Raw genomic sequence first — 25975 nt, 5'->3', positions numbered from 1 at the left:
AAGGGGCCAGCAATGCGGGCAGTGATCGTGGCAGGAATGACAGGGCTGGGGCTGGCGGGGCTGGTGGCGGCCTGTGCGCCAGAACCGCAGCCAACTGGTGCGGTGGCGGATTATGCGACGTATTGCGCGTCCTGCCACGGACCGTCCGGGCGGGGCAACGGGCCGGCAGCGGTCGGCATGCAGCCGGCGCCGGCGGATCTGACGATGCTTGCATCCCAGAACCGCGGCATTTTTCCCAAGACCCGCGTGATGGGGCAGCTCGTCGGCTATACGATGGGTCGAAGCGAATCGCACATGCCCATCTTCGAGGCGCTGCGCGAAGGGCCGGTGGTCATGTATGACGACGGTTCTGGGCAGCGGGTGGCGACACCCGCGCGGCTTGTCGCGCTGGCCGATTACATCCAGACGCTGCAGCAATAGCCGATGCGCGGCATCCTGCTGTCGGCGGTGCTGTCCGCTGGTGTGACCGCGCCTGCCGGTGCCGACACGTTCGAGCGCTTCGGGGCAACGATGAAATACGGCCTTCCGCTGGCTGCTGCGGTCTGCGCGGCGGACCAGGACCGGTTCGAGGATTTCGCGCTCCGTGGCGTTGTTCAGGCGGCCGTGGTGCTGGGGCTGAAGGCGATCTTCGACGGGACGCCCTTGGGTCAGCGCCCGTCCGGAGAAGGGCGTGGCTTTCCATCCGGGCATTCCGCCGCCGCGGGTTTCGGGGCGGCCGACTTGGCCGGGAAGTGCTGGCGCGACGATCCGGGATTGGGCGCGGCGGCCTATGGCGCTGCGGGCCTGACCGCCGTCAGCCGCGTTCATGCGGGCGAACACACGCCCGATCAGGCGCTCAGCGGCGCGCTGATCGGGATCGGGTTCGGTGCGGCCAGCTTCGGCATCGGGTCCGAAGGGGCCGAAATCAGCTTCGGGCTGAGGTTCTAGCGCAGGACAACGCGCGGCGCGGCGGTTGCGGCGCCGACTTCTCCGATCACGGCCGCCCCGTCGAAGCCGTGGCTGGCAAAGGCGGCCTGGACGTCGGCCAGGGCTTCGGGCGCGCAGGCGACCAGCAGGCCGCCGCTGGTCTGCGGATCGGTCAGCAGCGCGCGGGCGCCATCGGCGAAGCCGTCGGGCAGGGTGACGCCGTCACCATAGCTGGCCCAGTTGCGGCTTGATGCGCCGGTGACATGGCCATCGGCGATCAGCGCCTCGATCCCCGCCAGCTTGGGCACCGCCTGCCAGTCGATCAGCAGGTCGCAGCCGGACCCGCGCGCCATTTCAAGTGCATGGCCGCCAAGTCCGAAACCGGTGACGTCGGTCATCGCGTGCAAGCCGTCGATCGCGGCAAGGGCGGGACCGGGACGGTTCAGCCGCGTGGTGACGTCGATCATGCGGGCATAGCCTTCGGGCGGCAGCTTGCCCTTCTTCAGCGCTGCCGACAGAACGCCCACGCCAAGCGGCTTGCCCAGGACCAGCAGGTCGCCGGGCCGCGCGTCCGCGTTGCGCTTCAGTCGCGCCGGATCCACCAGCCCAAGCGCGACCAGGCCATAGATCGGCTCGACCGAGTCGATGGTGTGGCCGCCCGCGATGGGAATTCCCGCCTCGGCACAGATCGAGGCGCCGCCGTCCAGGATGCGGGCGATGGTGTCATGCGAGATCGCGTTGATCGGCATTCCGACCACCGCCAGCGCCAGGATGGGCGTGGCGCCCATGGCATAGACGTCGCTGATCGCGTTCGTCGCCGCAATGCGGCCGAAATCGAACGGGTCATCCACCACCGGCATGAAGAAGTCGGTCGTCGCGACCAGCGCCTGATAGTCGTTCAGCCTGTAGACGGCCGCATCGTCGGATGTCTCGATCCCCACCAGCAGTTCGGGCGGGACTGGCAGGGCGGCGCTGCCGCGCAGCAGGCTCGACAGGACGCCGGGCGCGATCTTGCAGCCGCAGCCGCCGCCATGGGCCAGCGAGGTCAGTCGGGGTTCGGGGGCATCCAGCGGCGCGGTCATCCATCTCTCCTGATCCTTGGGCCGGCAGCATAGCGCAGGCCGGCGACGATGTTCCAGCGCTGCCGCGGCAATCTGCTTGCAGGCAAGGCTGCACATGACTAGAACGGCGCAAATTTACAGGCCGCCGCTGATCGGTGGCCCTTCTTTCTACGAGGGTAAGATGCAGGTCAAGGAAACGCAGAACGACGGTCTGAAGCGCGGGTATCAGTTTACGCTGCCCGCCGCGGACCTGGCCGCCGCCGTCGACGCCAAGCTGAAAGAGGCGCAGCCCGAAGTCGAGATGAAGGGCTTCCGCAAGGGCAAGGTGCCGATGGCCATGCTGAAGAAGCAGTTCGGCCAGCGCATCCTGGGCGAAGCCATGCAGGACAGCATCGACACGGCGCTGCGCGACCACCTGGAGACCTCGGGCGATCGTCCGGCCACCCAGCCCAAGGTCGAGATGGAGAACGGCGAGACCTGGAAGGAAGGCGACGACGTCGTGGTCAACGTCTCCTACGAGACGCTGCCCGCCATCCCCGAGGTCGACCTGACCAGCCTGTCGCTGGAAAAGCTGACCGTTCCGGCCGAGGAAGCCGCCGTCACCGAGGCGCTGCAGAATCTGGCGAAATCGTCGCAGTCGTTCGAGGATCGCCGCAAGGGCAGCAAGGCCAAGGACGACGACCAGGTCGTGATCGACTTCAAGGGCTTCGTCGATGGCGAGGCGTTCGAGGGCGGCGAGGCCGAGGACTATCCGCTGGTCCTGGGCTCGAACAGCTTCATCCCCGGCTTCGAGGATCAGCTGGTCGGTGCCAAGGCCGATGACGAACTGAAGGTCGAGGTCAAGTTCCCCGAGGAGTACGGCGCCCCGCACCTGGCCGGCAAGGACGCGACCTTCGAATGCAAGGTCAAGGCCGTGAAGGCCCCGAAAGAGGCCGAGATCGACGACGAGCTGGCCAAGAAGTTCGGCGCCGAGGACCTTGAAGCCTTGAAGAAGCAGATCACCGAGCGTCTGGAGGCCGAATATGCCGGCGCTGCCCGCGCCGTGATGAAGCGGTCGCTGCTGGACCAGCTGGACCAGAAGGTCAAGTTCGATCTGCCGGCTTCGCTGGTCGAGGCCGAGGCATCGCAGATTGCCCACCAGCTGTGGCACGAGGAAAACCCCGAGGTCCACGACCACAACCACGGCTCGATCGAGCCGACGGAGGAGCACAAGTCCCTGGCCGAGCGTCGGGTGCGCCTTGGCCTGCTGCTGGCCGAGATCGGCCAGAAGGCCGAAGTGACCGTCACCGACCAGGAGATGACCCAAGCCGTGCTGCGCGCCGCGCGCCAGTATCCGGGCCAGGAGCGCCAGTTCTTCGAGTTCATCCAGCAGAACCAGGCCGCACAGCAGCAGCTGCGCGCGCCGATCTTCGAGGACAAGGTGGTCGACCTGATCGCCGAACAGGCGAAGGTCGAAGAAAAGACCGTGACCAAGGAAGAGCTGGAAAAGGCCGTCGAGGCGCTCGACGAACTCTGATCCGGCCGGGCTGGAAAACGGGGCCGCGTCTTCGGACGCGGCCTTTTGCGTTGTATGCTGCCCGTGCGACACAGCGGGATCTTGAGAAGCCGGCAAGGGGATACTAGGTCAGCCGCATGACGCCGAAATTGCACATGATGAAGCTCTGCGTGGGTGCCGAGGAGCCTGCCGATCTGGCTGCCTGGCAGGCGCAGCGGTTCGGGGTGAACCCGGCCCGCCACGTCACGCGCATGTGGCCAAAGCGGGAAGGCGAGCTGCTGGCCGGCGGATCGATCTTCTGGGTGTTCAAAGGCGTCATGATGGCGCGACAGCGTATCCTTGCGCTGGAGCCCGTCGAGGGCGACGATGGCATCCGCCGCTGCGGCTTGCTACTCGACCGTGATCTTGTGCGTGTCGCTGCCGTTCCGCGCCGCCCGTTCCAAGGCTGGCGCTATCTTGCGCCGGCCGATGCGCCCCATGACCTTCCGCAGGGCCGTGCCCTCGAGGAGCCGCTGCCTCCGGCGATCGCGGCGGCGCTTTCGGATATGGGCCTGCGCTGAGGGTTGACGCTGCCCACGGCGTGCGCTACGCGATTCCTGTGCGGGTGTAGCTCAATGGTAGAGCAGAAGCTTCCCAAGCTTACGACGAGGGTTCGATTCCCTTCACCCGCTCCAGCCGATCACTGAAAAACCGTTAGTTCTCACTGCTTTGTCGGCAGCGAGTACCAGCCAGCAGGTTTTGCTGAATTGAGAACATACGGCCAACTTAGACCGTTTTCAGCCGCAATCTCCCAAAGAGTCCCGAAGAAAAACCCGAAGGATGTTCTCGCTTCTTTCCTTCAGCGCTTGGGGCGTGATAAGTGGCTGCCTTATTCCAACGCTTTCGAAGGCCTGTGCGGTAGAACCAGCCGATGATCCCGTTTACCAGATCAATGGCTGACATCGACCGATGTAAAACCCAGTTAGACCTCAATCACCGTCAGATCACGCGGCACCGCCCGCGACCACATCTTCTCTCCGTCCGGTCCTGGCATCATAATGAGGTCGTTCACCTGCCGGCATCGGCACTGCCGGCAGGCTGCCCTCATGCGCAACTCGTCCCAGTGCAGCCACCGCGAAAGCGCAGCGTGTCCTTCGTAGCCGCAGATGCAGCGGAGGTGATAATATGTGATCGGCATGGCGATGCCTTCTCCTGTACGTGAGAACGGGGCGGGAACACTCAGGCAATGGGCTCGCTTCCTGATCGGATATCCGCGGTGCCACGGAGCCTCTTCTCCAAGACATGTCACCGCAAGATGTCCTAAGCAGGGCACAAAGCATCAAAGCAGATGGCAGATGAGCGAGCAGACCTTCCGTTTCATTTTTGACGGATCCGCATTCACCGAGCATGAAATAGATGTTGCTGATTTGGCGCCGGCCCTGCTGGCATTGGGCAGCATCGTGAGAAGCGCTAACAAGGCCGTGAACGGCAAGCGCGCGGACGCTCGGCTGAAGGTCAAAGCGACTGCTGAAGGAAGCTTTGACGCAATCCTTGATATCGACGTCTCGTTCTTCTCTGCGGTGAGCGACCTCATTGAGCATGTAGTCACCTCTGAAGACCGGATCGCTAACGCTAAAGGCCTGACTGATCTCCTTCTAAACGTTGGCGCACTTGGTGGTGGACTGTTGGTTGCCCTGCGCTGGCTGCGGGGGCGGCGTCCTGAACGATTAGAGGAAAACTTCAACGATACGACAACCATTGTCCTCGGTGATCAATCGATCACCGTTGATAACCGGACAATGATTCTCCTGCAGGACACAGACACCCGGCGCTCTGTTGAAGATTTTGGGAAGAAGCTCGAGCGGATTGAGGGTCTAAATCAAGTGCGCTTCACCGATGGCCCTGACAGAGACGTGGTGCTTAAGAAGGCAGATCTTCCATCCCTGAACGTTCCAGAGCTGATCGATGATGCACCAGAAGAAATCAGGTCAGGGCGGATTGCTTGGCTGAAACTCGTCACGGCTCTCTTCAGAGATGGCTACGTCTGGCGTTTTAGCGATGGGGGCGAGAAACACTTCACAGCAACCGTCACCGACGACGAATTTTCTATGAAGGTTGCCAATGGAGATGTTGCTCTATCAGCTTCGGACTCTCTGCGTTGCAGAGTCGTAGAGGTCCAGAAGCTGTCTGGCGGTGGCCTCACGAAAGACATCGAGGTGGCCGAGGTTCTGGAATTGGTACCCGGCCACCGGCAGCTTCGTTTAATTTGATGCTACCGCCGCCACCTCGGCCGAACGTAGCGCGGCTTCCGGCACCTCATTGCGCAGCCATCGCCCGAGTTGCTGCCATAGCCTCACGTAACTGATTCTCTGAGGTCTGCTGCAGCTTCGCTCGGTAAGATCTGTCAGGACTTGGAGATCAGGCGACAGCTTCGCCAGAGCATCGGGAACCGACTGCCGAACGTAGGTAAGCGTTCTCTGCCCCCACCTTCCGCGCGGCATCCTGATCGATTCATTGGACTGTGCTTATTGTTGGGACGGAGTTTCTCCATGGAGTCTGCATTGGAGCTTCTCCCGGCTGGCGGCCGCGGCCGTCGGAACCGGAAGTGGCCGGATGAGGTGAAGGCGCGGATCGTGGCGGAGACGCTGATGCCGGGCGTGACCGTGAACACCGTTGCGCGGCGGCACGGGGTCGCGTGAGGCCGCATCGGGTCACTGATCGGAACCTGCAAGATCAACGGCGTCGAGCCCTTCGCCTACTGGCCTGCACGCTGACCGGCACGCGATCGGCGACGCAGGCATCTATCCGACCTCAGAACTCCCCAACCTCCTGCCGCAGCAGTGCCTCGCACTCGGCGTCGGTTTTATAGTCGCCAGGGCGCACTCCGGCCGTGCTACCGTAGCGGATCGTCCAGACGCCGACGATGTCCTGGTACGCGTAGTGCGTTTGCCCTCCCAGCCCGCGATGAACGGAGTGGCCGGGGCGATGACGGCAGCAGCACCCGCTGCGACCGTCTTGGTGGTGCGCTTGCTGCACATGTCTCGGCCCTCTAGGGTTCGCTGCGCCCAGAAGCGAGCGACAAGAGCGGTAGCCGTTGCGATGGCTGAGGCCGCGGCGAAGGTGCCGGGGGACAGCCGTTCATTCTCGCGAAGAAGATCGGCATCCCGTTCGGGAACCCAAGCCTCTTCGGAAATCGCCCGAATCCATTTTCCCAGCGTCGAAAGTCCCACTCCACGATCCGACGCGACTTGGCGCCGTGTCAGACCGCTGGTGAGCGCGATGCGAACCGCATCCCGCTTGAACTCGTCGCTGTGTGTCGCTGCCATATCCAGTCTCTTTCTTGGCGAACATCGCTCTCAGAAGACCGGAACGAAACCGGGACAGGTCCACAAGGAAGAGCCGAAGGGCTGGGAAGGCCGCTACGAGGTGGTTGGGAAGACTGATGACAAGGAAGCGGTCACCAATCCCCGCAAGGCTGACGACAAGAAGTAACCAACGTCGGGGCGGCTCCGGTCGCCCCTTCACCATCGGCGACCATCCCGACTATGCGGGCAGAGGGCGGTCGATCCTGGACGCGTAGAGCCTCACTGATTGCCACCGCAAAGATAAACAGCGTCGAACCCTCCGCCTATCTCAAGGCGACCTTGGAAGCCGTGGCCGCCGGTCACCCACAGGCAGAAATCGACAAACTGCTGCCTTGGAACTTCAAGCATCAAGCTGAAAGAAGGTGCGCCGCAAACACGGATTACGGTTCTCCGGAAGGCCAAGAGGGTCCAGCGCCCACCGCATTATGACAGGTTGGCATCATCAAGCGCCGACGCGGGCATGACTGTCCGCCACATCGAGCGCGCCTGGCGATAGGATTATCATGCAGCGACGCTTGCGACGCGGTCCGCGCGTTACAGGTGACGCAAGCCGGAATTTCTGGAAATGCCGGCCGGTCTGCGGCCTCTCAAGACAAGTTGCAGCCGGACCTGCGGCCCGAACAGCTTCGATGATGATCATGTTGCGACACCCGGATACAGGCCGGCATTGCCGCCACGAACCGCCTCAACGCACCCGACACCGCCGCGATCAAGACGTCGCTTGACGCGGCAAGGGGGAGGCGCACTTCGGTCCATCTCGGATCGGGGTATGACGACTGTTCGATCAACGAGAACGATGTTTAGGCGGGCCGTGGCCACAGGCCGCAACACCGAATTCTATTTGCCGTTCAGATCAACCCTTCGAGTAGGTTCCTCGCGGAGAAAAGGTTCCAGACCATCGAGAGATCGACTTTAGAACGGGATCTCATCGTCGTAGTCGGGGCGGCTGCCAGCCGTGGCACCGCCGGCCGAACCTCCCCGTGAGTTGTAGTCGTCATAGCCGCCGCTCATCCCGCCGCCACCGTTGCCGCCGCCCTCGCCCCGGCCGTCCAGCATCTGCAGCGTGCCGTTCAGGCCGCGCAGCACGACCTCGGTCGAATAGCGGTCCTGGCCGGACTGGTCCTGCCACTTGCGGGTCTCGAGCTGCCCCTCGATATAGACCTTGCTGCCCTTCTTGAGGAAACGCTCCACCACACCCACGAGCCCTTCGGACATGATGGACACGGTGTGCCACTCGGTCCGTTCGCGGCGTTCACCGGTGTTGCGGTCCTTCCAGGTCTCGGACGTCGCGATGCGCAGGTTGGCAACCTTGCCGCCATTCTGGAAGCTGCGGATCTCGGGGTCGCGGCCCAGATTGCCGATCAGAATGACCTTGTTGACGCTGCCTGCCATGACGGGAATCCTCGAGTGATGTGTTTCACGCTGGTCTAGCGCAGGGCGGGCCAGGGCTGCAAGCCGTTCCCGCCCCGGAGCACCGGGCGTAAAGCCGCGCACGGCACCGGCTGCGGGATCGACGCCGATCCAACGACTGGCGGCAGGGGCCATTTCATGTATAGTCTCGGGAAAACGGCAAAGCCGAAGCTGACAAAGAACGAGGGCGGAGAATATGCGGATCGGCCATTCCCTGAAAGCGGCAGTCTGTGCGATGGCGTTGGTGGCGGTTGCGCTGCCGGCATCGGCAGAGGGGCTTCGCCTCTCGGGCAGCTCGTCGAAGTCCCGGGCAGAGCAGTTTGCACGCCAGACCCGCCTGATGGATTCGCGCTTGGCGACCCAGTACCAGCAGTCGGCACGCCTGCGTCCCGGTGGCCGCGAGGGTGCCGTCGCGCTCGACGTGACGCCGACCATCCCGCGCTATACCGGTCGGCGCAGCGAATATCTGCCCCATGCCCGCCAGGCCGCACAGCGCCACGGCATCCCCGAGGACCTGTTTCTGAGGCTGGTGCAGCAGGAGTCGGGCTGGAACCCGAATGCGCGGTCCCATAAGGGCGCGATGGGCCTGGCGCAGTTGATGCCGGGAACGGCGGCCAAGCTGGGTGTCAACCCAAGCGATCCCGTCCAAAACCTCAACGGCGGGGCGCGCTATCTCCGGATGATGTACAACCAGTTCGGCAACTGGACGCTCGCCTTGGCGGCCTATAACGCCGGTCCGGGCGCGGTGCAGAAATATGGCGGCATCCCGCCCTATCGCGAGACGCGGAACTATGTCCGCATCATCGCGGGGGGCTGAACGGTCTAACCGCGCAGCCCGGTTTTCTTCAGCAGCCCCTTGCGCTTGGCCTCGTAGTAATAGCCGCGGGAATACCACATGACTGCGCGGTCAGCGTCGCCTTCTGCGACAAGCCAAGCGCCGCGCAGATACTTGACGCCATAGCGCAGGTTCGTGTCGGCATCCAGAAGACCGCGATCCGGGCCTCGATAGCCCATCGTCCGCGCCGTCTGCGGCGCGATCTGCATCAGGCCGTGGTAGCTGCCGTTGCGGGCCTCGGGCCGATGGCTCGACTCTCGCAGGACGACGCGTTGCACCAGAGAACTGGGCACGCCGTAGTGGCGTGACCAGAAGTTGATGCGCTGCCGGATATAAGGCGTCTCGTTCGGGTAGAGCCCTGATCCGGTCAGCTGGTCGCGTCCGCGCGATCGTCCCCCGCCGCAAGCGGCGAGAGCAAGAACCGACAGCAGCAGTCCGCGACGGCCCCAATCCGCCATCGGGTGCAGGTCAGACATGGATTGCGCCGGTGCCGCAGGCCAGTGCCGCTTCGCGCACGGCTTCCGAAACGGTGGGATGCGCGTGGCACGTCAGGGCCAGATCCTCGGCCGCGGCGCCGAACTCCATCGCGACGCAGACCTCGTGGATCAGGTCGCCGGCCGACGGGCCGATGATGTGGCAGCCCAGGATACGGTCGGTCTGCGCATCCACGATCAGCTTGACGAAGCCTTCGCCCAGGAACTGCGCCTTCGCACGGGCATTGCCCATGAAGGGGAACTTGCCGACCTTGACCTTGCGGCCGCCTTCCTTGGCAGCTTCCTCGGTCAGGCCGACGCTGGCGACTTCAGGCGTCGTGTAGATGACGCCGGGGATGACGCCGTAGTTCACGTGGCCATGCTTGCCGGCGATGATGTCGGCGACGGCCATGCCCTCATCCTCGGCCTTGTGGGCCAGCATCGGGCCAGGCACCGCGTCGCCGATGGCATAGATGCCCTTGACGTTGGTGGACCAGTGGTCGTCGATCTTGACGAAGCCGCGGTCGGTCTCCTCGACGCCAAGCGCTTCGAGGCCCAGACCGTCCACATGTGGGCGGCGGCCGGTGGCGACCAGGACGCAATCGGCCTCGACCACCTGTTCGCTGTCGTCCTTCTTCAGCGCATAGGTGATCTTGGCGGTGCCATTCTGCACCTCGGCCGACTTGACGGCGGCGCCGAGGGTGAACTTCAGCCCCTGCTTCGTCAGCATCTTCTGGAACTGCTTCTGCACCTCGCCGTCCATGCCGGGGGTGATCACGTCCAGGTATTCCAGAACCGTCACGTCTGCGCCAAGGCGGGCATAGACCGAACCCAGCTCCAGTCCGATCACGCCCGCGCCGATGACGACCATCGACTTGGGGATCTTCGGCAGCGCCAGCGCGCCGGTCGAATCCACGATGACTCCGCCGGCATTGTCGACCTCGACCCCGCGCAGGCCCTGGGGGACCGAGCCCGTGGCGATGACGATGTTCTTTGCCTCGTGGACCGTGTCGCCGACCTTCACGCGGCCGGGGGCTTCGATCGTCGCCCAGCCCTTGATCCACTCGACCTTGTTCTTCTTGAACAGGAACTCGATGCCCTTGGTGTTACCCGCGACCGTTTCGGCCTTGTAGCCCTGCATCTTCGTCCAGTCGACTTCGACATGCGCGCCCATCAGGCCCATCTTCTCGAAGTTCTCGTGCGCCTCGTGCAGCATGTGCGTGCCGTGCAGCAGCGCCTTCGACGGGATGCAGCCGACGTTCAGGCAGGTGCCGCCCAGGGTCTCGCGCGATTCGACACAGGCGACCTTGAGGCCCAGCTGTGCCGCCCGGATGGCGCAGACATAGCCGCCGGGGCCGGCGCCGATCACGATGAGGTCATACATGTTTCTTTCCTTTTGTCAGGCGGGCCGCCAGACCGGTGTCAGGAACCCGCAAGCGATATGTGTTTCGGCCGCCTATAACAGGCTCGCCAGGATCATGAGCATGGTGGCGGCAAAGCCTATCGCCCAGATGACCGACCGCCACGGCACCCAGCCCAGCAGATAGGCTGGCAGATATATCACGCGGGCGATCAGATAGATCCAGGCGCAGGTCGCGGTGAAACCGGTCGCCTGTTCCCCCAGCGTCACCACCAGGACAGCAGCGGTGAAGAGGACCAGCCCCTCGAAGTGGTTGCTCAGCGCACGTTGGGCGCGACCGGCCTGGCCCTTCAGGGTCGGCGCGTTGTCGCGCGGCCCCATGGCGACCTTCGGCCCAACCTGCAGGTTCGCCAGGACCGAGAACAGCACGAACTGCAATCCCTGCAGGATCACCGCCAGGGCAAGGACGGTCAGCTCGGTCGTCATCATGCGGTCTCCACGAAATGCGCCTGCGACGCGGTCACGCCGGCTTGGGACTCGAAGATCTTGGCCCCCGTCTGCAGATAGTCTCGCGCAGCCTCTGCGTCGTTGACCTGGAAAAGCGCCCAGGCATGGCCGTCGCCTTCGCGCCAAAGCTGAAGAAGCGACAGGCCGTTGCGGCCCCGATCCTCGGCATCCGCATCGAAGGCGGCGCGGAAGCGGGCTGGGTCGGAGGCGGTATAGCGGACGATCAACTGCATGGAACACTCCTGCCAAATACGCTCAACTTGCCGCCTGGGGGGCCGGTTTCGCAAGTGCCCGTCAAGGCGCGCCGATCATATCCATCCTGCTTTCCGGATGCGCCCGATCCGCCTGAGGCAGACGGGCGCGCGGGTCGGGGCGCGCGCCACCGGCGAGCGCCCGCTTCTTGATCAGAGATCCATCAGCAGGCGTCGCGGATCCTCCAGCGCCTCCTTGACGCGGACCAGGAAGGTGACCGCGCCCTTGCCGTCGACGATCCGATGGTCATAGGACAGGGCCAGGTACATCATCGGACGGATGACGATCTGACCGCCTACGACAACCGGACGCTCCTGGATCTTGTGCATGCCCAGGATGCCCGACTGCGGAGGGTTCAGGATTGGCGACGACATCAGCGAGCCATAGACCCCGCCGTTCGAGATGGTGAAGGTGCCGCCCTGCATCTCGGCCATCGACAGCTTGCCGTCGCGGCCCTTGGCGCCCAGTTCGCCGATCTCCTTTTCGATCGCCGCAAAGGACTTCTGGTCGGCGTCGCGCACGACCGGGACCACCAGACCCGAGGGCGTGCCGACGGCCACGCCCATGTGGACGAAGTTCTTGTAGACGACGTCGGTGCCGTCGATCTCGGCGTTGACCTCGGGGACTTCCTTCAGCGCGTGGCAGCAGGCTTTGACGAAGAAGGACATGAAGCCCAGCTTGACCTTGTGCTTCTTCTCGAACGCGTCCTTGTATTCGCTGCGAAGCTGCATGACGCCGGACATGTCGGCCTCGTTATAGGTCGTCAGCATCGCGGCGCTGTTCTGGGCGTCCTTCAGGCGACGCGCGATGGTCTGGCGCAGGCGGGTCATCTTGACCCGCTCCTCGCGGCCGGCATCGCTGGCCGAAGACGGCGCGCGCGGCGCCTGCGCGGGGGCGGCGGGCCTCGGCGCGCTGGCGGCACGGGCCACGTCCTCCTTCATGATGCGCCCGTCGCGGCCCGATCCCTGGACCTGGTCGCGGCTGACGCCCTGTTCCGCCATCGCTTTCTTGGCCGAGGGCGCGTCCTCGACGTCGCGCAGCTTGGGCTCCTCGGGGCCGGCGTTCTCCAGAACGGTGTCCTGGGCCTTGCGCGTTGCGGGCGTGGCACCCGCCGCACCCTCGGTGATGATCGCAAGACGGGCCTTGGCATCGACGGTGGCGCCTTCCTCGACCAGAATCTCGGCCAGGACGCCTGCGACGGGGGCGGGAACCTCGACCGAGACCTTGTCGGTTTCCAACTCGCACAGCATCTCGTCGACGGCGACCTGGTCGCCCGGTTTCTTGAACCAGGTGGCGACGGTGGCCTCGGTCACGCTTTCGCCCAGGGCCGGAACCATCACGTCCACGGATTTACCGCTCATCTTCTGTTGTCCCTCAGTGTCTTGGGCCGGGGCTTCGGCCTTGGGTTTGTCTGCCTTGGGCTGGGCCGCCGCGGCCCCGCCTTCGCTGATTTGCGCCAGCAATGCGTCGGGGCCGACCGTCTCGCCCTCGGCGGCGACGATCTCGGCCAGGGTGCCGGCGGCGGGGCTGGGGACCTCGACGGTGACCTTGTCGGTTTCCAGCTCGCACAGCATCTCGTCGACCTCGACCCGGTCGCCGGGCTTCTTGAACCAGGTGGCGATCGTGGCCTCGGTGACGGATTCGCCCAAGGTGGGCACGCGGACTTCGGTGGTCATCTGATCATCCTTCAAGGTTCAGTGCTTCGGCGACCAGCGCCTCTTGTTCGGCCTTGTGCCGTGACGCCAAGCCGGTCGCGACCGACGCCGCAGCGTTGCGCCCGGCATAGCGGGCGCGCGGATGCTTGGCGCCAAGCCGCTCCAGCACCCACTCCATGTAAGGCTCGACAAAGGTCCAGCCGCCCTGGTTCTTGGGCTCTTCCTGGCACCAGACCACCTCGGCCTGCTTGAAGCGACCCAGTTCCTTGACCATCGCCTGCGCGGGGAACGGATAGAACTGTTCAAGCCGCAGCAGGTAGACGTCGTTGATCTTCGCCTCATCACGCGCCTTCAGCAGGTCGTAATAGACCTTGCCCGAGCAGATCACGACGCGCTTGATCTTGTCATCCGCCACCAGTTCAGTGGACGAGGTGCCACGCTGTGCGTCGTCCCACAGAACCCGGTGGAAGGTCGATCCGGTCTGGAACTCCTCGGCGCGGCTGACGGCCAATGGGTGGCGCAGCAGCGACTTCGGCGTCATCAGGACCAGCGGTTTGCGGAAGCCACGGTGGATCTGGCGGCGGAGGATGTGGAAATAGTTCGCAGGCGTGGTGCAGTTCGCGACGATCCAGTTGTCCTCGGCGCAGCCCTGCAGGAACCGCTCGAGCCGGGCCGAGCTGTGTTCCGGGCCTTGGCCCTCGAAGCCGTGGGGCAGCAGCATCACGAGGCCGGACATCCGCAGCCATTTCTTCTCGCCAGACGAGATGAACTGGTCGAACATGATCTGCGCGCCGTTGGCGAAGTCGCCGAACTGGGCTTCCCACATCACCAGGTTGTTCGGCTCGGCCAGCGAATAGCCGTACTCGAAGCCCAGCACCGCATATTCCGACAGCATCGAGTCGATGACCTCGTAGCGGGCCTGACCTTCCGCAATGTTGTTCAGCGGATAGTACCGGTCCTCGGACTTCTGGTCGATGAAGGCCGAATGCCGCTGGCTGAACGTGCCGCGGGTGCTGTCCTGCCCCGACAGGCGCACGCCGTGCCCCTCGGTCACCAGCGAGCCGAAAGCCAGCGCCTCGGCCGTGGCCCAGTCAAAGCCCTCGCCGGTCTCGAACATCTGCTTCTTGGCTTCCAGAAGGCGGCCCACGGTCTTGTGCAGGGTCAGCCCGTCAGGCGCAGTCGTCAGCGCGCGGCCGACTTGGGTCATCACCTCCGGCGAGATGCCGGTTTCACCGGCGACATAGTCGGTGCCCTCGCGCTCCAGCCCCGACCACTTTCCGTCCAGCCAGTCAGCCTTGTTCGGCTTGTAGCTCTTGCCGATCTCGAACTCTTCGTTCAGGTGCGCCTGGAAGGCAGCCTTCATGTCCTCGATCTCGCCCTCGGGGATCAGGCCGTCGCGGACCAGCCGGTCGGTGTAAAGCTGCAGCGTGGTCTTCTGCGACTTGATCTTGGTGTACATCGCCGGGTTCGTGAACATCGGCTCGTCGCCTTCGTTGTGACCGAAGCGGCGATAGCAGATGATGTCCAGAACCACGTCCTTGCGGAACTTCTGGCGGAACTCGATGGCCACGCGGGCGGCATGCACCACGGCCTCGGGGTCGTCGCCGTTCACGTGGAAGATCGGCGCCTCGACCATCAGCGCGATGTCGGTCGGGTAGGGCGAGGTGCGGCTGAAATGCGGCGCGGTGGTAAAGCCGATCTGGTTGTTCACCACGATATGGATGCAGCCGCCCGTGCGATGGCCGCGGATGCCCGACAGCTGCAGGCATTCCGCCACGACGCCCTGACCCGCAAAGGCCGCGTCGCCATGCAGCAGGATCGGCAGGACCGAGGTGCGGTCCGTCAGGTCGCCCAGCTGGTCGCCCTTGGCGCGCGCCTTGCCCAGCACGACCGGGTTCACGGCCTCAAGGTGGCTGGGGTTCGCGGTCAGCGACAGGTGCACCTTGTTGCCGTCGAACTCGCGGTCCGAGCTGGCGCCCAAGTGGTATTTCACGTCGCCCGAGCCGTCCACGTCCTCGGGTTTGAAGCTGCCGCCCTGGAATTCGTGGAAGATCGCGCGGTAGGGTTTCGACAACACGTTGGCCAGCACCGACAGGCGGCCCCGGTGGGGCATGCCGAACACGATCTCCTTGACGCCTAGCGCGCCGCCGCGCTTGATGATCTGTTCCATCGCGGGGATCAGCGCCTCGCCGCCGTCAAGGCCGAAGCGCTTGGTGCCCATGTACTTGACGTGCAGGAACTTCTCGAAGCCCTCGGCCTCGACCAGCTTGTTCAGGATGGCGCGGCGGCCTTCGCGGGTAAACGCGATCTCCTTGCCATAGCCCTCGATCCGCTCCTTCAGCCAGGCGGCTTCCTCGGGGTTCGAGATGTGCATGTACTGCAGTGCAAACGTGCCGCAATACGTGCGGGTCATCAGGTCGCAGATCTGGCGGATCGACGCGATCTCCAGGCCCAGCACGTTGTCGATGAAGATCGGGCGGTCCATGTCGCCCGGACCGAAGCCATAAGTCTCGGGCTTCAGTTCACCGTGGTCTGGAACGTCGCGCAGGCCCAGGGGGTCCAGGTTCGCATGCAGATGGCCGCGGATGCGGAAGGCGCGGATCAGCATCAGCGCGCGGATGCTGTCCAGAACCGCCTGGCGCATCTGGTCGGTCGACAGCGTGACGCCCTTTTCCTCGGCCTTTGCGGCGATCTTCTTGATGGCCGCATCGGCCGCGCCCCTGGACGAGGCCGGCCATTCGCCGGTCAGCGCGGCGGTCGTTTCGTCCTGCGGGACCGGCGGCCAGTCTGCGCGCTTCCAGCTGGCGCCCTCGGCCTCGCGGACGGCGTCGCCGTTGTCGTCGCCCAGGTCGCGGAAGAACGCGCCCCATGCCTGATCGACCGCAGCCGGGTCCTTGGCCCACTGGCCATAGAGCTGTTCCACATAGGCTGCGTTGTGGCCCTGCAGGAACGAGGAATCGTGGAATTCTGAGTTCTTTGGCTGGTCGGTCATGGCTGGTCCCCGTTCAGGGCAAAATGGAAATGTTAGGCGCAGTAGATGTCGAAGATGCGGGCGCCGGGATCGGTGGTGGGGTCAAGTCGCGGCTGTTGCTGAATACGCAGCGGCGCGCGTCGCTCGAGGCCGCAGAGGGCGACCGCCGCCCGGCTTTCGGCATGGGGCGGGGCGGCTGAAGGGTGGTAGATCACCCGCCAGCCGAAGTCCCTGCGGGAGACGGTCCTGACCGCATCCGGCGGAAGGCTGCTCGCCTCGTGCAGGTTGGTCCGTGCCGGAACGCCGCCGGGAAGAATGTCCGTGGTCATGCGATCGCCGCAGGCGGCCATTCCCAGCAGCGCGCAGAACGAGACCAGGCGTCCGACGAGAGGTGTCGATCCGGCCGTCCTGGCGCGATGGTCCTGCAATTGCACGGTCCTTCCCTTCTTGTCGATCCGCCCCCGATACTTGGTGTCCCGGAGGCGGGGTGTCAAATCATCAGCCCTTGATCGCCTTCAGAACTGCTTCGCCCAAGCCCGCCGGGCTGTCGGCGACGACGATCCCGGCCTTCTTCATGGCCTCGATCTTGGATTCCGCGTCGCCCTTGCCGCCCGACACGATCGCGCCGGCATGGCCCATGCGGCGGCCCGGAGGCGCCGTGCGGCCCGCGATGAAGCCGGCGGTCGGCTTCCAGATGCCCTTGCGCTTCTGCTCGGCCAGGAACTCGGCAGCCTCTTCCTCGGCCGATCCGCCGATCTCGCCGATCATGATGATCGATTCGGTCTCGGGATCGTCCAGGAACATCTGCAGCACGTCGATATGCTCCATGCCCTTGATCGGATCGCCGCCGATGCCGACCGCGCTGGATTGGCCCAGGCCCACGTCGGACGTCTGCTTGACCGCCTCGTAGGTCAGGGTGCCCGAACGCGACACGACGCCCACCGAGCCACGACGGAAGATACTGCCCGGCATGATGCCGATCTTGCACTCGTCCGGCGTCATGATGCCGGGACAGTTCGGGCCAATCAGGCGCGACTGGCTGCCCTGCAGGGCGCGCTTGACGCGCATCATGTCCAGAACCGGAATGCCCTCGGTGATGCAGACGATCAGCGGCACCTGCGCGTCGATGGCTTCCAGGATCGAATCCGCCGCAAACGGGGGCGGCACATAGATCGCGGATGCGGTCGCACCGGTCTTGGCCACGGCCTCGTGGACCGAGTTGTAGACTGGCAGGCCCAGATGCTCGGACCCACCCTTGCCCGGGGTCACGCCGCCGACCATCTGTGTGCCGTAAGCGATCGCCTGCTCGGTGTGGAAAGTGCCTTGGGACCCGGTGATCCCCTGGCAGATGACTTTGGTATTCTTGTCGACGAGAACGGCCATCATGGCCTCCTTGCGTAAGCGGTGCCCTTGCGCCGCGATGTTCCAGAGGAGGGCGCGCCAGACGCGCGCCCGGATGGATCAGCCCTTGACGGCCTTGACGATCTTCTGCGCGGCGTCCGACAGGTCGTCGGCGGCGATCACGTTCAGGCCGGACTTGGCGATGATCTCCTTGCCCAGTTCCACGTTCGTGCCTTCCAGGCGCACGACCAGCGGAACCTGCAGGCCGACCTCCTTCACGGCGGCGATGATGCCTTCCGCGATGATGTCGCAGCGCATGATGCCGCCGAAGATGTTGACCAGGATGCCTTTGACGTTCTGGTCCGAGGTGATGATCTTGAACGCCTCGGTCACTTTCTCCTTCGTCGCGCCACCGCCGACGTCCAGGAAGTTGGCGGGCTCGGCGCCGAACAGCTTGATGATGTCCATGGTCGCCATGGCAAGCCCCGCGCCGTTGACCATGCAGCCGATCTCGCCGTCCAGCGCGATGTAGTTCAGGTCGAACTTCGAGGCGGCCAACTCCTTGCTGTCTTCCTCGGTCTCGTCACGAAGCGCCATGATGTCGGCCTGACGGTACAGCGCGTTGTTGTCGAAGCCCATCTTTGCGTCCAGGCACTTGATCTGGCCTTCCGGCGTCACGATCAGCGGGTTGATCTCCAGCATCTCCATGTCCTTCTCGATGAACATGCGATACAGGTTCTTCACCAGGGCGACGCACTGCTTGACCTGGCTACCTTCCAGCCCCAGGGCAAAGGCCACGCGGCGGCCGTGGAAGTCCGAAAGGCCCGAGGCCGGATCGACCGAGAAGCTGACGATCTTCTCGGGCGTGTGCTCGGCCACTTCCTCGATGTCCATGCCGCCCTCGGTCGAGGCGACGAAGCTGACGCGCGAGGTTTGCCGATCGACCAGCAGCGCCAGATACAGTTCGCGCGCGATGTCGCTGCCGTCCTCGATATAGATGCGGTTGACCTGCTTGCCGGCGGGTCCGGTCTGGTGCGTGACCAGGGTGCGGCCCAGCATCTGGCGGGTCAGTTCCTCGGCTTCCTCGACCGACTTGGCCAGGCGGACGCCGCCCTTCTCGCCGGCTTCGGCCTCCTTGAAGCTGCCCTTGCCGCGGCCGCCGGCGTGGATCTGGGCCTTCACGACCCACAGCGGGCCGTCCATCTCGCTGGCGCAGGTTTTGGCCTCGTCGGCCTTCATCACGATGCGGCCCTCGCTGACGGGCGCGCCGTACTGACGCAGCAGCGCCTTGGCCTGGTATTCATGGATGTTCATCTCGACCCCCTCGTTCGGTTCGACAGATTTGGGACCTTGTGGCACGACAGCGGAGGCCACTGAAACGAAATCCCTGTAAAATGCCGAAAACAGGCAGGATGCCGCCGATTGTGATCACAGGCTGAAACGCCGTGATCACGAAGGATCGCGCCGGTAGCGCAGGCAATTGATTCGAGCGTTGCCTCAGTTCAGAAGCAGCATATAGAGGCCTGCGCGCGCCCCAAAGCTGGACAGAAACCGGTCCCAGTTGTCTCGCCCGACCGTCAGCCCCGGACGGGCATAGGGCAGGGCGGCGGTGCCCTGCACCCAGTCCGCCAGCTCGACCGGCCGCGGATCTTCCAGCCACAATGACAGGTCGACGCCGTGGCCGGGGGCAAAGCGCCAGAAGGGGATCAGCATCCGGCCCGCCAGCGCCTGGTCGACTTCGTCGAGAATGGCCAGCCACATGTCTGCCGTGCCGGGCGGCAGGTCGAACCCAAGCGCGGCCTCTTGCGCGTCGTTGGGGATCCACTCGCGGTCGTTGTCGGTTTCGGTCGCCACGACGGCCCAGAAGTCGCGATTGGCCGTCACCATCTGCCGCAGATGCTGGCCCGCCGCCTGCGTCAGCTGCGGGTCGGGCTGCTGGCGGAGGGTCTGGACAAGAACGGCCACCCTGTCGACAAGCGGACCAAATGCGCGGGCTTCGGCATCCATGTTCGGCGCGCGGGCCATCTGGCCGGGCGGTTCCGCAAACTGCAGCGCCAGCGCCTTTTCCAGTTCGATCCGCTGCGCCAGTGCCGGCTGAGGATCGAAGGCCAGCGTCAGCGTCGCCAGCCCTTCGACAAGATGCGTATAGCCGCGCAGCCAGTGCAGGTCGGCGCTGTCGAAGCGGACGACCGCCGGTCCCTCGGGCAGCGGCAGGCCGCCGAGCTGCGCCAGATCCTCGGCCGGGCCGCGCTGGCGGTTGCCGTCCACGTCCAGCCATAGCGTGCGCAGGTCGAGGACCAGAGACGCGTCGCCATCCGGAAGGGCGTCGCGGGTGGCCTGCATGGATGCCGCCAGATCCTCCATCATCTTGTTCAGGAACGAGGCCGACATCGGCTGCGGTTGGGGGTTCGGCGGCAGGCTGGCACCCAGTACCGGCAGCGGCAACAGCGGGTCCGTGGCGCCGATCAGCCAGCGCGCCTGATAGGCGGCCTCGATCCCCGACAGGAACCGCACCGCCGCAAGCGCCATGTCGCGATCCGCCGTCTGTTGCGTCTGCTCCAGGGCGGCCGAGGCGCCTGCAAGGCCTTCCCGTGCCATCAGGTCGCCGGGATCTTCAGCCGCCGCCGGTGTGGCCAACAGCGTCAGGGCAAACAGCAGATGGCGCATGGACCCTCGCGACATGGAAACGGCGCGCCGATGATGGCGCGCCGCCGGATCCGTCTCAAGCCCCCATCAGGCCAGGCTGCTCTCGATGCCCTTGCAGGCTTCGACCAAGCCCTTCACGGCGTCGACCGACTTGTCGAACATCGCCTGCTCGTCACGGTCCAGCTTGATGTCGATGACCCGCTCGACCCCGCCGGCGCCGATCACGGTCGGCACGCCGACATACATGCCCTTCAGGCCGTAGGGTCCATCCACATGCGCGGCGCAGGGAAGGACGCGCTTCTGGTCCTTCAGATAGGCCTCGGCCATCTCGATGGCGCTGGTGGCGGGGGCGTAGAAGGCCGAGCCGGTCTTCAGCAGGCCGACGATCTCGGCGCCGCCGTCACGGGTGCGCTGCACGATGGCGTCCAGCTTGTCCTGGGTGGTCCAGCCCATCTTGACCAGGTCGGGCAGGGGGATGCCGCCGACGGTCGAATAGCGGGTCAGCGGCACCATCGTGTCGCCATGGCCGCCCAGGACGAAGGCGGTCACGTCCTTCATGGACACGTCGAATTCCAGCGACAGGAAGTGACGGAAGCGGGCCGAGTCCAGCACGCCGGCCATGCCGCAGACCTTGTTGTGGGGCAAGCCGCTGAATTCGCGCAGCGCCCAGACCATCGCGTCCAGCGGGTTGGTGATGCAGATCACGAAGGCGTCCGGCGCGTGTGCGGCGATTCCCTCGCCCACGGCTTTCATGACCTTGAGGTTGATGCCCAAGAGGTCGTCGCGGCTCATGCCCGGCTTGCGCGGCACGCCGGCGGTGACGATGCAGACGTCGGCGCCGGCGATGTCGGCATAGTCGTTGGTGCCCTTCATGCGGGCATCGAAGCCTTCGGACGGACCCGACTCGGCAATGTCCAGGGCCTTGCCCTGCGGCGTGCCTTCCGAGATGTCGAACAGGACGACATCGCCCAGTTCCTTCATCGCCGCCAGATGAGCCAGCGTGCCGCCGATCTGCCCTGCACCGATGAGTGCGATCTTGGGTCGGGCCATGGGTAACCTCCGATACATGGTGGAATGTTGCGCGAGGGTTAAGCGCTTGCGCACGAAATCGCAAGGCATCTGCGCGGGCCGCGGCCGCCGGGTTGCGACGACTTGTCAACAACCGGGCGGCAGGGCACTGCTCTGCATGCCATGCAACGGAGGACCGCATGCTGGATCTCTCGCCCGCGGGCTGGGCACTTGCCGTCATCGCTGCCGTCGCGGTCGGATTGGCCAAGGGTGGGTTGTCGATGGTTGGCATCATCTCGGTTCCGCTGATGTCGCTGGTCATGTCGCCGGTGCAGGCGGCCGGTCTGCTGCTGCCGGTCTATGTCATCTCGGACGTCGGGGGGCTGATCGCGTTCCGGCGCGACTTCGACCGAAAGGTGCTGGCGACGACGCTGCCGGGGGCGCTGGTCGGGATCTGCGTCGGGTGGGCGACCGCCAGCATCGTGCCGGTCCGGGGCGTGACGGGGATCGTGGGCGTCATCGGGTTGGGCTTTGCCCTGAACGCGCTGATCCGGCCCCGGCTGGACGCCACGCCACGGGCGCCGTCCGCAGGCGCCGGCAGCTTCTGGGGCGGGCTTGCGGGCTATACCAGCTTCGTCAGCCATTCGGGGGCGCCGCTGTGGCAGGTCTATGCGCAACCCCTGCGCCTGTCGCCGCTGATCTTCGCGGGAACGACGACCTGGTTCTTTGCCATCGGCAATTGGGTCAAGCTGGTGCCCTATGCGTTGCTGGGCCAGCTGTCTGCCGCCAACCTGATCACCGCGGCGGTGCTGATGCCGGTGTCGCTGCTCTCGGTCTGGGTGGGCCTGCGGCTGGTCCGGGTGATCCGGCCCCAGGTGTTCTATACCGTTATCACCTGGGGGCTGCTTCTGGTGTCGCTGCGTCTGGTGTGGCAGGCGCTGGCCGGGTGATGCCGCAGTGCGGCAACAAAGCCCTTGCCATTTCTGCCGCGCCGCGGCAGGTTCGCGCAATATTGTTACCCGGAGGTGTTATGGCCCGCCCCTATCGATCCGTTCTCTATATTCCCGCCGCCAATGTCCGCGCGATGGAAAAGGCGCGGGACCTGCCCGCGGACGCGATCATCTTTGACCTGGAGGATGCGGTTGCGCCCGATGCCAAGGCACATGCCCGGCAGTCGCTGGCCGGGGCGCTGGCGCAAGACTATGGCGCCCGCGCCCGAATCGTCAGGATCAACGCGTTTGCCACGGAATGGGGCCGCGACGACGCAAAGGCCTGCGCCGGGCTGGCCGCCGACGCGGTGCTTGTGCCGAAGGTAGACGGGCCGCAGGACCTGGACCGGGTGGCCGAGATCCTGCCCGACACGCCTCTCTGGGCGATGATGGAGACGCCCCTGGGGATGCTGAACGCGGCGGCGATCGCGGCCCATCCACGCCTGCGAGGGATGGTGATGGGCACGAACGACCTGGCGAAGGAGTTGGGAAGCCGGACCCGGTCCGACCGGTTGCCGATGATGGCAGGGCTTGGCTTGTGCATCCTGGCGGCGCGGGCGCATCGCAGGGTGATCGTGGACGGCGTCTTCAACGCCTTCAGGGACGAGGACGGGTTGCGCGCGGAATGCGAGCAGGGCCGCGACATGGGCTTCGACGGCAAGACGCTGATCCACCCGGCGCAGCTGGAGGCCGCGAACGCCGTCTTCGCGCCCACCGATGCCGAGGTCGATTTGGCCCGCAGGCAGCTGGACGCCTTCGACCGGGCCAAGGCCGAGGGTCGCGGCGTCGCCGTGGTGGACGGCAGGATCGTCGAAAACCTGCATGCGGCGACCGCCCGGCTGACGTTGGACCGCGCGCAGGCGATTGCGGCCCTGACGCAATAAGGGCAGTCTGCGCCGCAAATCGTCCAGCAACAAAGGAAAGCCAGATGCTGATCCTGATCCTTGGTGTCGCTCTGTGGTGGGCCGCGCATCTCTACAAACGGCTGGCGCCGGCGCAGCGCGCCGCCATGGGCGACCGCAGCCGCGCGATGATGACCGGCCTGCTGGTGTTGGCGGTGATCCTGATGGTCATCGGCTATCAGGGCGCGGAGGGCGCATTTTTCTGGGGGCGGAACCCGGCGCTGGTCGGCATCAACAACCTGCTGGTGCTGGTGGCCTTCTATCTTTTCGCTGCAGCCGGGATGAAGACGAAGGTCACGCGATACACCCGGCACCCCATGCTGTGGGGCTTTTCGCTCTGGGCGGTGGCGCACCTGCTGGTAAACGGCGACGTGCCGTCCTTCGTGCTGTTCGGCGGCCTGCTGGCCTGGGTTCTTGTCGAGATGATCGCGATCAACCGCTCCTCGGCCTGGGTGCGGCCTGCTGGACCCTTTCCCGCCCGGAAGGAGGCAATGGCCGCCGTCGGCGCCGTCATCGTCATGATCGTCGTCGGCCTGATCCACGGCTGGATCGGACCCTGGCCTTTCGGAGGAGCCTGATGCCCCAGATCTATCGCTGCATTACCGAGGATGATACCTCGCAATTCTGTCATCGCGTCAGCGAGGCGATGTCGAAGGGGTGGTCGCTGCATGGCGGCGCCACGATGGCCTACGACCCGGTCAAGGGGGTGATGCGCATGGCGCAGGCCGTCACCAAGACCATCGAGGCGGAGTATTATCCCGACATGAAGCTGGGGCAGCAATGAGCAAGAACAATCCGGGTCGGTTCTTCGAGGATTACAGCGTCGGCCAGACCATTCGCCACGCTGTGCCGCGGACGGTGGCGGAAGGCGAGCGCGCGCTTTATCACGCGCTCTATCCGGCGCGGCATGCGATCTATTCATCGGATGAATTCGCGATCTCATGCGGCCTGGACGGCAGTCCGATGGACGACCTGCTGGCCTTCCACACGGTCTTCGGCAAGACGGTCCCGGACATCAGCCTGAACGCAATCGCCAATCTCGGCTATGCCGAGGGGCGGTGGCACCGTCCGGTCTGGCCAGGCGACACGCTGCGGTCGGAATCGACGGTGATCGGGCTGAAGCAGAACTCGAACGGCCGGTCGGGCGTGGTCTGGGTCCGGACACGGGGCCTGAACCAGGTCGACGAGGTTGTGCTGGACTATGTCCGCTGGGTGATGGTGCGCAAGCGCGACCCCGACGCCCCCGCGCCCGAAGCTGTCGTTCCCGATCTGGCCGCCGTGGTCGATCCGGCCGACCTGGTGGTTCCAGAGGACCTGAACTTCCGGGGCTATGATCTTCAACTTGCTGGTGAACCTCATATTTGGGGCGATTACGAGATCGGCGAGAAGATCGACCACGTCGACGGCATCACGGTCGAAGAGGCCGAGCATATGCTGGCCACCCGCCTGTGGCAGAACACCGCAAAGGTCCATTTCGACGCGACGCAGCGACCTGACGGGCGGCGGCTGATCTATGGCGGGCATGTCATCAGCCTGGCGCGCACGCTGTCCTTCAACGGTCTTGCCAATGCGCAGATGATCGTCGCGTTGAACGCCGGCGCCCATGCCAACCCCTGCTTCGCCGGCGACACCGTCCGCGCCTGGTCAGAGGTTCTGGACAAGGCTTCGACAACCGCGCCCGGTGTCGGCGCGATCCGCCTGCGGCTGGTCGCGACCACGGGCGACAGCGGCGCGTTCGCTCTGCGCGACGCCGACGGAAAGTACCTGCCCGAGGTTCTTCTCGATCTGGACATCTGGGCGCTGATGCCGACCTGACGGCCTTGCGACCGCCGTGATCACACGCGTCGACGCCGTGATCACAAAGGCGGATTTCCGCGGCATTTGTGCTCGTGGGGTGGCATCTGCAGATGACAGATGGCACAAGAGTCGCCAATACCGGCACCAATCGCCAGCCCGACGGGCCAGCCCAAGCAAGCCGAGGGCGCCTTCGACGGGACTGCTTGAACCGACAAAGGAGGGCCGCACATGGCCGATGTGAACCGGGGTAACCGGCCGCTTTCCCCCCATCTCCAGGTCTACCGCCTGCCGATCCCGGCCGTCGCCTCGATCATGACGCGGATCACCGGGCATGCGCTGGTCGCGGGGATCGTGCTGCTGGTGTGGTGGCTGGTCGCCGCCGTCTCCAGCCCGCAGGCATTTGCCGCCGCCGACTGGATCGTCCGGTCCTGGCTGGGCTTCATCATTCTGACCGGGTCGGCCTGGGCCCTGTGGTTCCACACGCTGTCGGGCATCCGCCACCTGTTCTACGATGCCGGCATGGGCCTGGAGATCGAGAACGCCAAGCGGAATTCCTGGATCATCATCATCGGCTCGGTCGCGCTGACGCTGCTGAGCCTGATCATCTTCTTCATCGGCTGAGGCGAGGGCATCATGCGCTATATCACCCCCCGCAAGGCGGCCTCGGGCCTCGGTTCCTCGCGTTCGGGCACCGGCCATCACTGGCACATGACGGTCAGCAGCTATGCGCTGGTCATCCTGACACCGTTGTTCCTGATCGCCGTGGGCCAGGCCATCGGCCTGCCGCAAGAGGGCGTGATCGCCCATTTCGGCCGCCCCGTCCCGGGCATCATCACCGCGCTGTTCGTGATCGTCGGGATGATCCACTTCATCAAGGGCACGCGGATCATGCTGGACGACTATGTCCACGGCGAGGCCAACAAGCTGGCGGTCATCGCCGCCACCATCTTTGGCTGGGCCGTCATCGCCGCCGCGATCTTTGCGCTGGCCAAGATGGCCTTCACCATCATCGCGATCTGAGGA

29 protein-coding genes, 1 tRNA gene and 2 pseudogenes are annotated in these 25975 nt (G+C 65.2%); 17 read left to right on the top strand and 15 right to left on the bottom strand.

The window, feature by feature from the left end; translation table 11 throughout:
- Nucleotides 1–12 precede the first annotated feature (12 nt).
- The gene (locus OC159_RS08330) at nt 13–420 is read left to right on the top strand and encodes a c-type cytochrome (RefSeq protein WP_265500686.1); all 408 of its coding nucleotides are present in this window, start codon (nt 13–15) and stop codon (nt 418–420) included.
- 3 nt (nt 421–423) lie between these two features.
- Nucleotides 424–927: a phosphatase PAP2 family protein gene (locus OC159_RS08325; protein WP_265500684.1), complete on the top strand. Its 504-nt coding sequence runs from the start codon at nt 424–426 to the stop codon at nt 925–927.
- Here OC159_RS08325 and selD read toward each other — a convergent pair.
- Entirely contained in the window at nt 924–1988 is a 1065-nt protein-coding gene (gene selD / locus OC159_RS08320) for a selenide, water dikinase SelD (protein WP_265500683.1), read from the bottom strand. The genes OC159_RS08325 and selD overlap by 4 nt on opposite strands.
- Before the next feature lie 160 nt (nt 1989–2148).
- On the opposite strand from selD, the gene tig reads away from it, so the two are divergent.
- The 6 genes from tig to OC159_RS08290 all read left to right on the top strand — a co-directional run bounded on the left by tig (nt 2149) and on the right by OC159_RS08290 (nt 6215).
- Entirely contained in the window at nt 2149–3483 is a 1335-nt protein-coding gene (gene tig / locus OC159_RS08315; protein WP_265500682.1) for a trigger factor, read from the top strand.
- 116 nt (nt 3484–3599) lie between these two features.
- Complete coding sequence (locus OC159_RS08310; RefSeq protein ID WP_265500681.1) at nt 3600–4022, top strand: DUF1489 family protein; 423 nt, start codon at nt 3600–3602, stop codon at nt 4020–4022.
- Nucleotides 4023–4062: 40 nt separating this feature from the next.
- Nucleotides 4063–4136: transfer RNA gene (locus OC159_RS08305), tRNA-Gly, on the top strand.
- A gap of 660 nt (nt 4137–4796) precedes the next feature.
- Complete coding sequence (locus OC159_RS08300; protein WP_265500680.1) at nt 4797–5711, top strand: hypothetical protein; 915 nt, start codon at nt 4797–4799, stop codon at nt 5709–5711.
- A 279-nt stretch (nt 5712–5990) separates the two neighbouring features.
- A complete protein-coding gene (locus tag OC159_RS08295) occupies nt 5991–6140 on the top strand; it encodes a transposase (RefSeq protein WP_265500679.1) in 150 nt (49 codons plus the stop codon).
- Between the two features lie 6 nt (nt 6141–6146).
- Nucleotides 6147–6215, top strand: coding sequence for a transposase domain-containing protein (locus OC159_RS08290; RefSeq protein WP_265500751.1), 69 nt, complete (start codon nt 6147–6149; stop codon nt 6213–6215).
- Between the two features lie 37 nt (nt 6216–6252).
- On the opposite strand, the gene OC159_RS20125 is transcribed toward OC159_RS08290, so the two are convergent.
- Entirely contained in the window at nt 6253–6477 is a 225-nt protein-coding gene (locus OC159_RS20125; RefSeq protein WP_407674077.1) for a glycoside hydrolase family protein, read from the bottom strand.
- 95 nt (nt 6478–6572) lie between these two features.
- Nucleotides 6573–6767: pseudogene (locus tag OC159_RS08285) on the bottom strand (transposase); the annotation flags it as partial.
- Between the two features lie 225 nt (nt 6768–6992).
- On the opposite strand from OC159_RS08285, the pseudogene OC159_RS20350 reads away from it, so the two are divergent.
- Nucleotides 6993–7148, top strand: a pseudogene (locus OC159_RS20350) (transposase domain-containing protein); the annotation flags it as partial.
- A gap of 570 nt (nt 7149–7718) precedes the next feature.
- On the opposite strand, the gene ssb reads toward OC159_RS20350, so the two are convergent.
- Nucleotides 7719–8198, bottom strand: a complete 480-nt coding sequence (gene ssb, locus OC159_RS08280; RefSeq protein WP_265500678.1) for a single-stranded DNA-binding protein — start codon at nt 8196–8198, stop codon at nt 7719–7721.
- A gap of 214 nt (nt 8199–8412) precedes the next feature.
- On the opposite strand from ssb, the gene OC159_RS08275 reads away from it, so the two are divergent.
- A complete protein-coding gene (locus OC159_RS08275) occupies nt 8413–9033 on the top strand; it encodes a lytic transglycosylase domain-containing protein (protein ID WP_407674075.1) in 621 nt (206 codons plus the stop codon).
- Between the two features lie 5 nt (nt 9034–9038).
- Here OC159_RS08275 and OC159_RS08270 read toward each other — a convergent pair whose 3' ends face one another.
- The 11 genes from OC159_RS08270 to mdh form a co-directional block, all read right to left on the bottom strand.
- Nucleotides 9039–9527 carry a lytic transglycosylase domain-containing protein gene (locus tag OC159_RS08270; protein WP_265500676.1) on the bottom strand — a complete coding sequence of 163 codons (489 nt, stop codon included), beginning with the start codon at nt 9525–9527 and terminating at the stop codon, nt 9039–9041.
- Nucleotides 9520–10908: a dihydrolipoyl dehydrogenase gene (gene lpdA, locus OC159_RS08265; protein WP_265500675.1), complete on the bottom strand. Its 1389-nt coding sequence runs from the start codon at nt 10906–10908 to the stop codon at nt 9520–9522. The genes OC159_RS08270 and lpdA overlap by 8 nt, the downstream gene beginning before the upstream one ends.
- A gap of 72 nt (nt 10909–10980) precedes the next feature.
- Nucleotides 10981–11370, bottom strand: coding sequence for an MAPEG family protein (locus tag OC159_RS08260; RefSeq protein WP_265500750.1), 390 nt, complete (start codon nt 11368–11370; stop codon nt 10981–10983).
- Complete coding sequence (locus OC159_RS08255; RefSeq protein WP_265500674.1) at nt 11370–11624, bottom strand: hypothetical protein; 255 nt, start codon at nt 11622–11624, stop codon at nt 11370–11372. The genes OC159_RS08260 and OC159_RS08255 overlap by 1 nt, the downstream gene beginning before the upstream one ends.
- 171 nt (nt 11625–11795) lie before the next feature.
- Entirely contained in the window at nt 11796–13319 is a 1524-nt protein-coding gene (gene odhB, locus OC159_RS08250; RefSeq protein WP_265500673.1) for a 2-oxoglutarate dehydrogenase complex dihydrolipoyllysine-residue succinyltransferase, read from the bottom strand.
- Nucleotides 13320–13323: 4 nt separating this feature from the next.
- Nucleotides 13324–16290, bottom strand: a complete 2967-nt coding sequence (locus tag OC159_RS08245; protein WP_265500672.1) for a 2-oxoglutarate dehydrogenase E1 component — start codon at nt 16288–16290, stop codon at nt 13324–13326.
- Between the two features lie 32 nt (nt 16291–16322).
- On the bottom strand, nt 16323–16598 hold the full coding sequence (locus tag OC159_RS08240) for a hypothetical protein (protein ID WP_265500671.1): 276 nt from the start codon (nt 16596–16598) through the stop codon (nt 16323–16325).
- A gap of 169 nt (nt 16599–16767) precedes the next feature.
- Nucleotides 16768–17652, bottom strand: a complete 885-nt coding sequence (gene sucD, locus OC159_RS08235) for a succinate--CoA ligase subunit alpha (protein WP_265500670.1) — start codon at nt 17650–17652, stop codon at nt 16768–16770.
- Between the two features lie 78 nt (nt 17653–17730).
- Entirely contained in the window at nt 17731–18924 is a 1194-nt protein-coding gene (gene sucC, locus OC159_RS08230; protein WP_265500669.1) for an ADP-forming succinate--CoA ligase subunit beta, read from the bottom strand.
- A gap of 183 nt (nt 18925–19107) precedes the next feature.
- On the bottom strand, nt 19108–20277 hold the full coding sequence (locus tag OC159_RS08225; protein ID WP_265500668.1) for a hypothetical protein: 1170 nt from the start codon (nt 20275–20277) through the stop codon (nt 19108–19110).
- Nucleotides 20278–20343: 66 nt separating this feature from the next.
- Nucleotides 20344–21306: a malate dehydrogenase gene (mdh, locus tag OC159_RS08220; RefSeq protein ID WP_265500667.1), complete on the bottom strand. Its 963-nt coding sequence runs from the start codon at nt 21304–21306 to the stop codon at nt 20344–20346.
- A 158-nt stretch (nt 21307–21464) separates the two neighbouring features.
- Here mdh and OC159_RS08215 point away from each other — a divergent pair, with 158 nt between their 5' ends.
- The 7 genes from OC159_RS08215 (at nt 21465) to sdhD (ending at nt 25972) form a co-directional block, all read left to right on the top strand.
- Nucleotides 21465–22214, top strand: coding sequence for a sulfite exporter TauE/SafE family protein (locus OC159_RS08215; RefSeq protein ID WP_265500666.1), 750 nt, complete (start codon nt 21465–21467; stop codon nt 22212–22214).
- 80 nt (nt 22215–22294) lie between these two features.
- Nucleotides 22295–23137, top strand: a complete 843-nt coding sequence (locus OC159_RS08210) for an HpcH/HpaI aldolase/citrate lyase family protein (RefSeq protein ID WP_265500665.1) — start codon at nt 22295–22297, stop codon at nt 23135–23137.
- Between the two features lie 44 nt (nt 23138–23181).
- Complete coding sequence (locus tag OC159_RS08205; protein ID WP_265500664.1) at nt 23182–23733, top strand: NnrU family protein; 552 nt, start codon at nt 23182–23184, stop codon at nt 23731–23733.
- A complete protein-coding gene (locus tag OC159_RS08200) occupies nt 23733–23939 on the top strand; it encodes a DUF1737 domain-containing protein (protein ID WP_265500663.1) in 207 nt (68 codons plus the stop codon). Before OC159_RS08205 ends, OC159_RS08200 begins: the two co-directional genes overlap by 1 nt.
- On the top strand, nt 23936–24970 hold the full coding sequence (locus OC159_RS08195; RefSeq protein ID WP_265500662.1) for a MaoC family dehydratase: 1035 nt from the start codon (nt 23936–23938) through the stop codon (nt 24968–24970). The genes OC159_RS08200 and OC159_RS08195 overlap by 4 nt, the downstream gene beginning before the upstream one ends.
- Before the next feature lie 210 nt (nt 24971–25180).
- The gene (sdhC, locus tag OC159_RS08190) at nt 25181–25573 is read left to right on the top strand and encodes a succinate dehydrogenase, cytochrome b556 subunit (RefSeq protein WP_265500661.1); all 393 of its coding nucleotides are present in this window, start codon (nt 25181–25183) and stop codon (nt 25571–25573) included.
- Nucleotides 25574–25585: 12 nt separating this feature from the next.
- A complete protein-coding gene (sdhD, locus tag OC159_RS08185) occupies nt 25586–25972 on the top strand; it encodes a succinate dehydrogenase, hydrophobic membrane anchor protein (protein WP_265500660.1) in 387 nt (128 codons plus the stop codon).
- Nucleotides 25973–25975 lie beyond the last annotated feature (3 nt).

The organism is Paracoccus beibuensis (genome assembly GCF_026162625.1).
Taxonomy (GTDB): Bacteria; Pseudomonadota; Alphaproteobacteria; order Rhodobacterales; family Rhodobacteraceae; genus Paracoccus; species Paracoccus beibuensis.
This window is presented reverse-complemented; position numbering and strand designations above follow the sequence as displayed.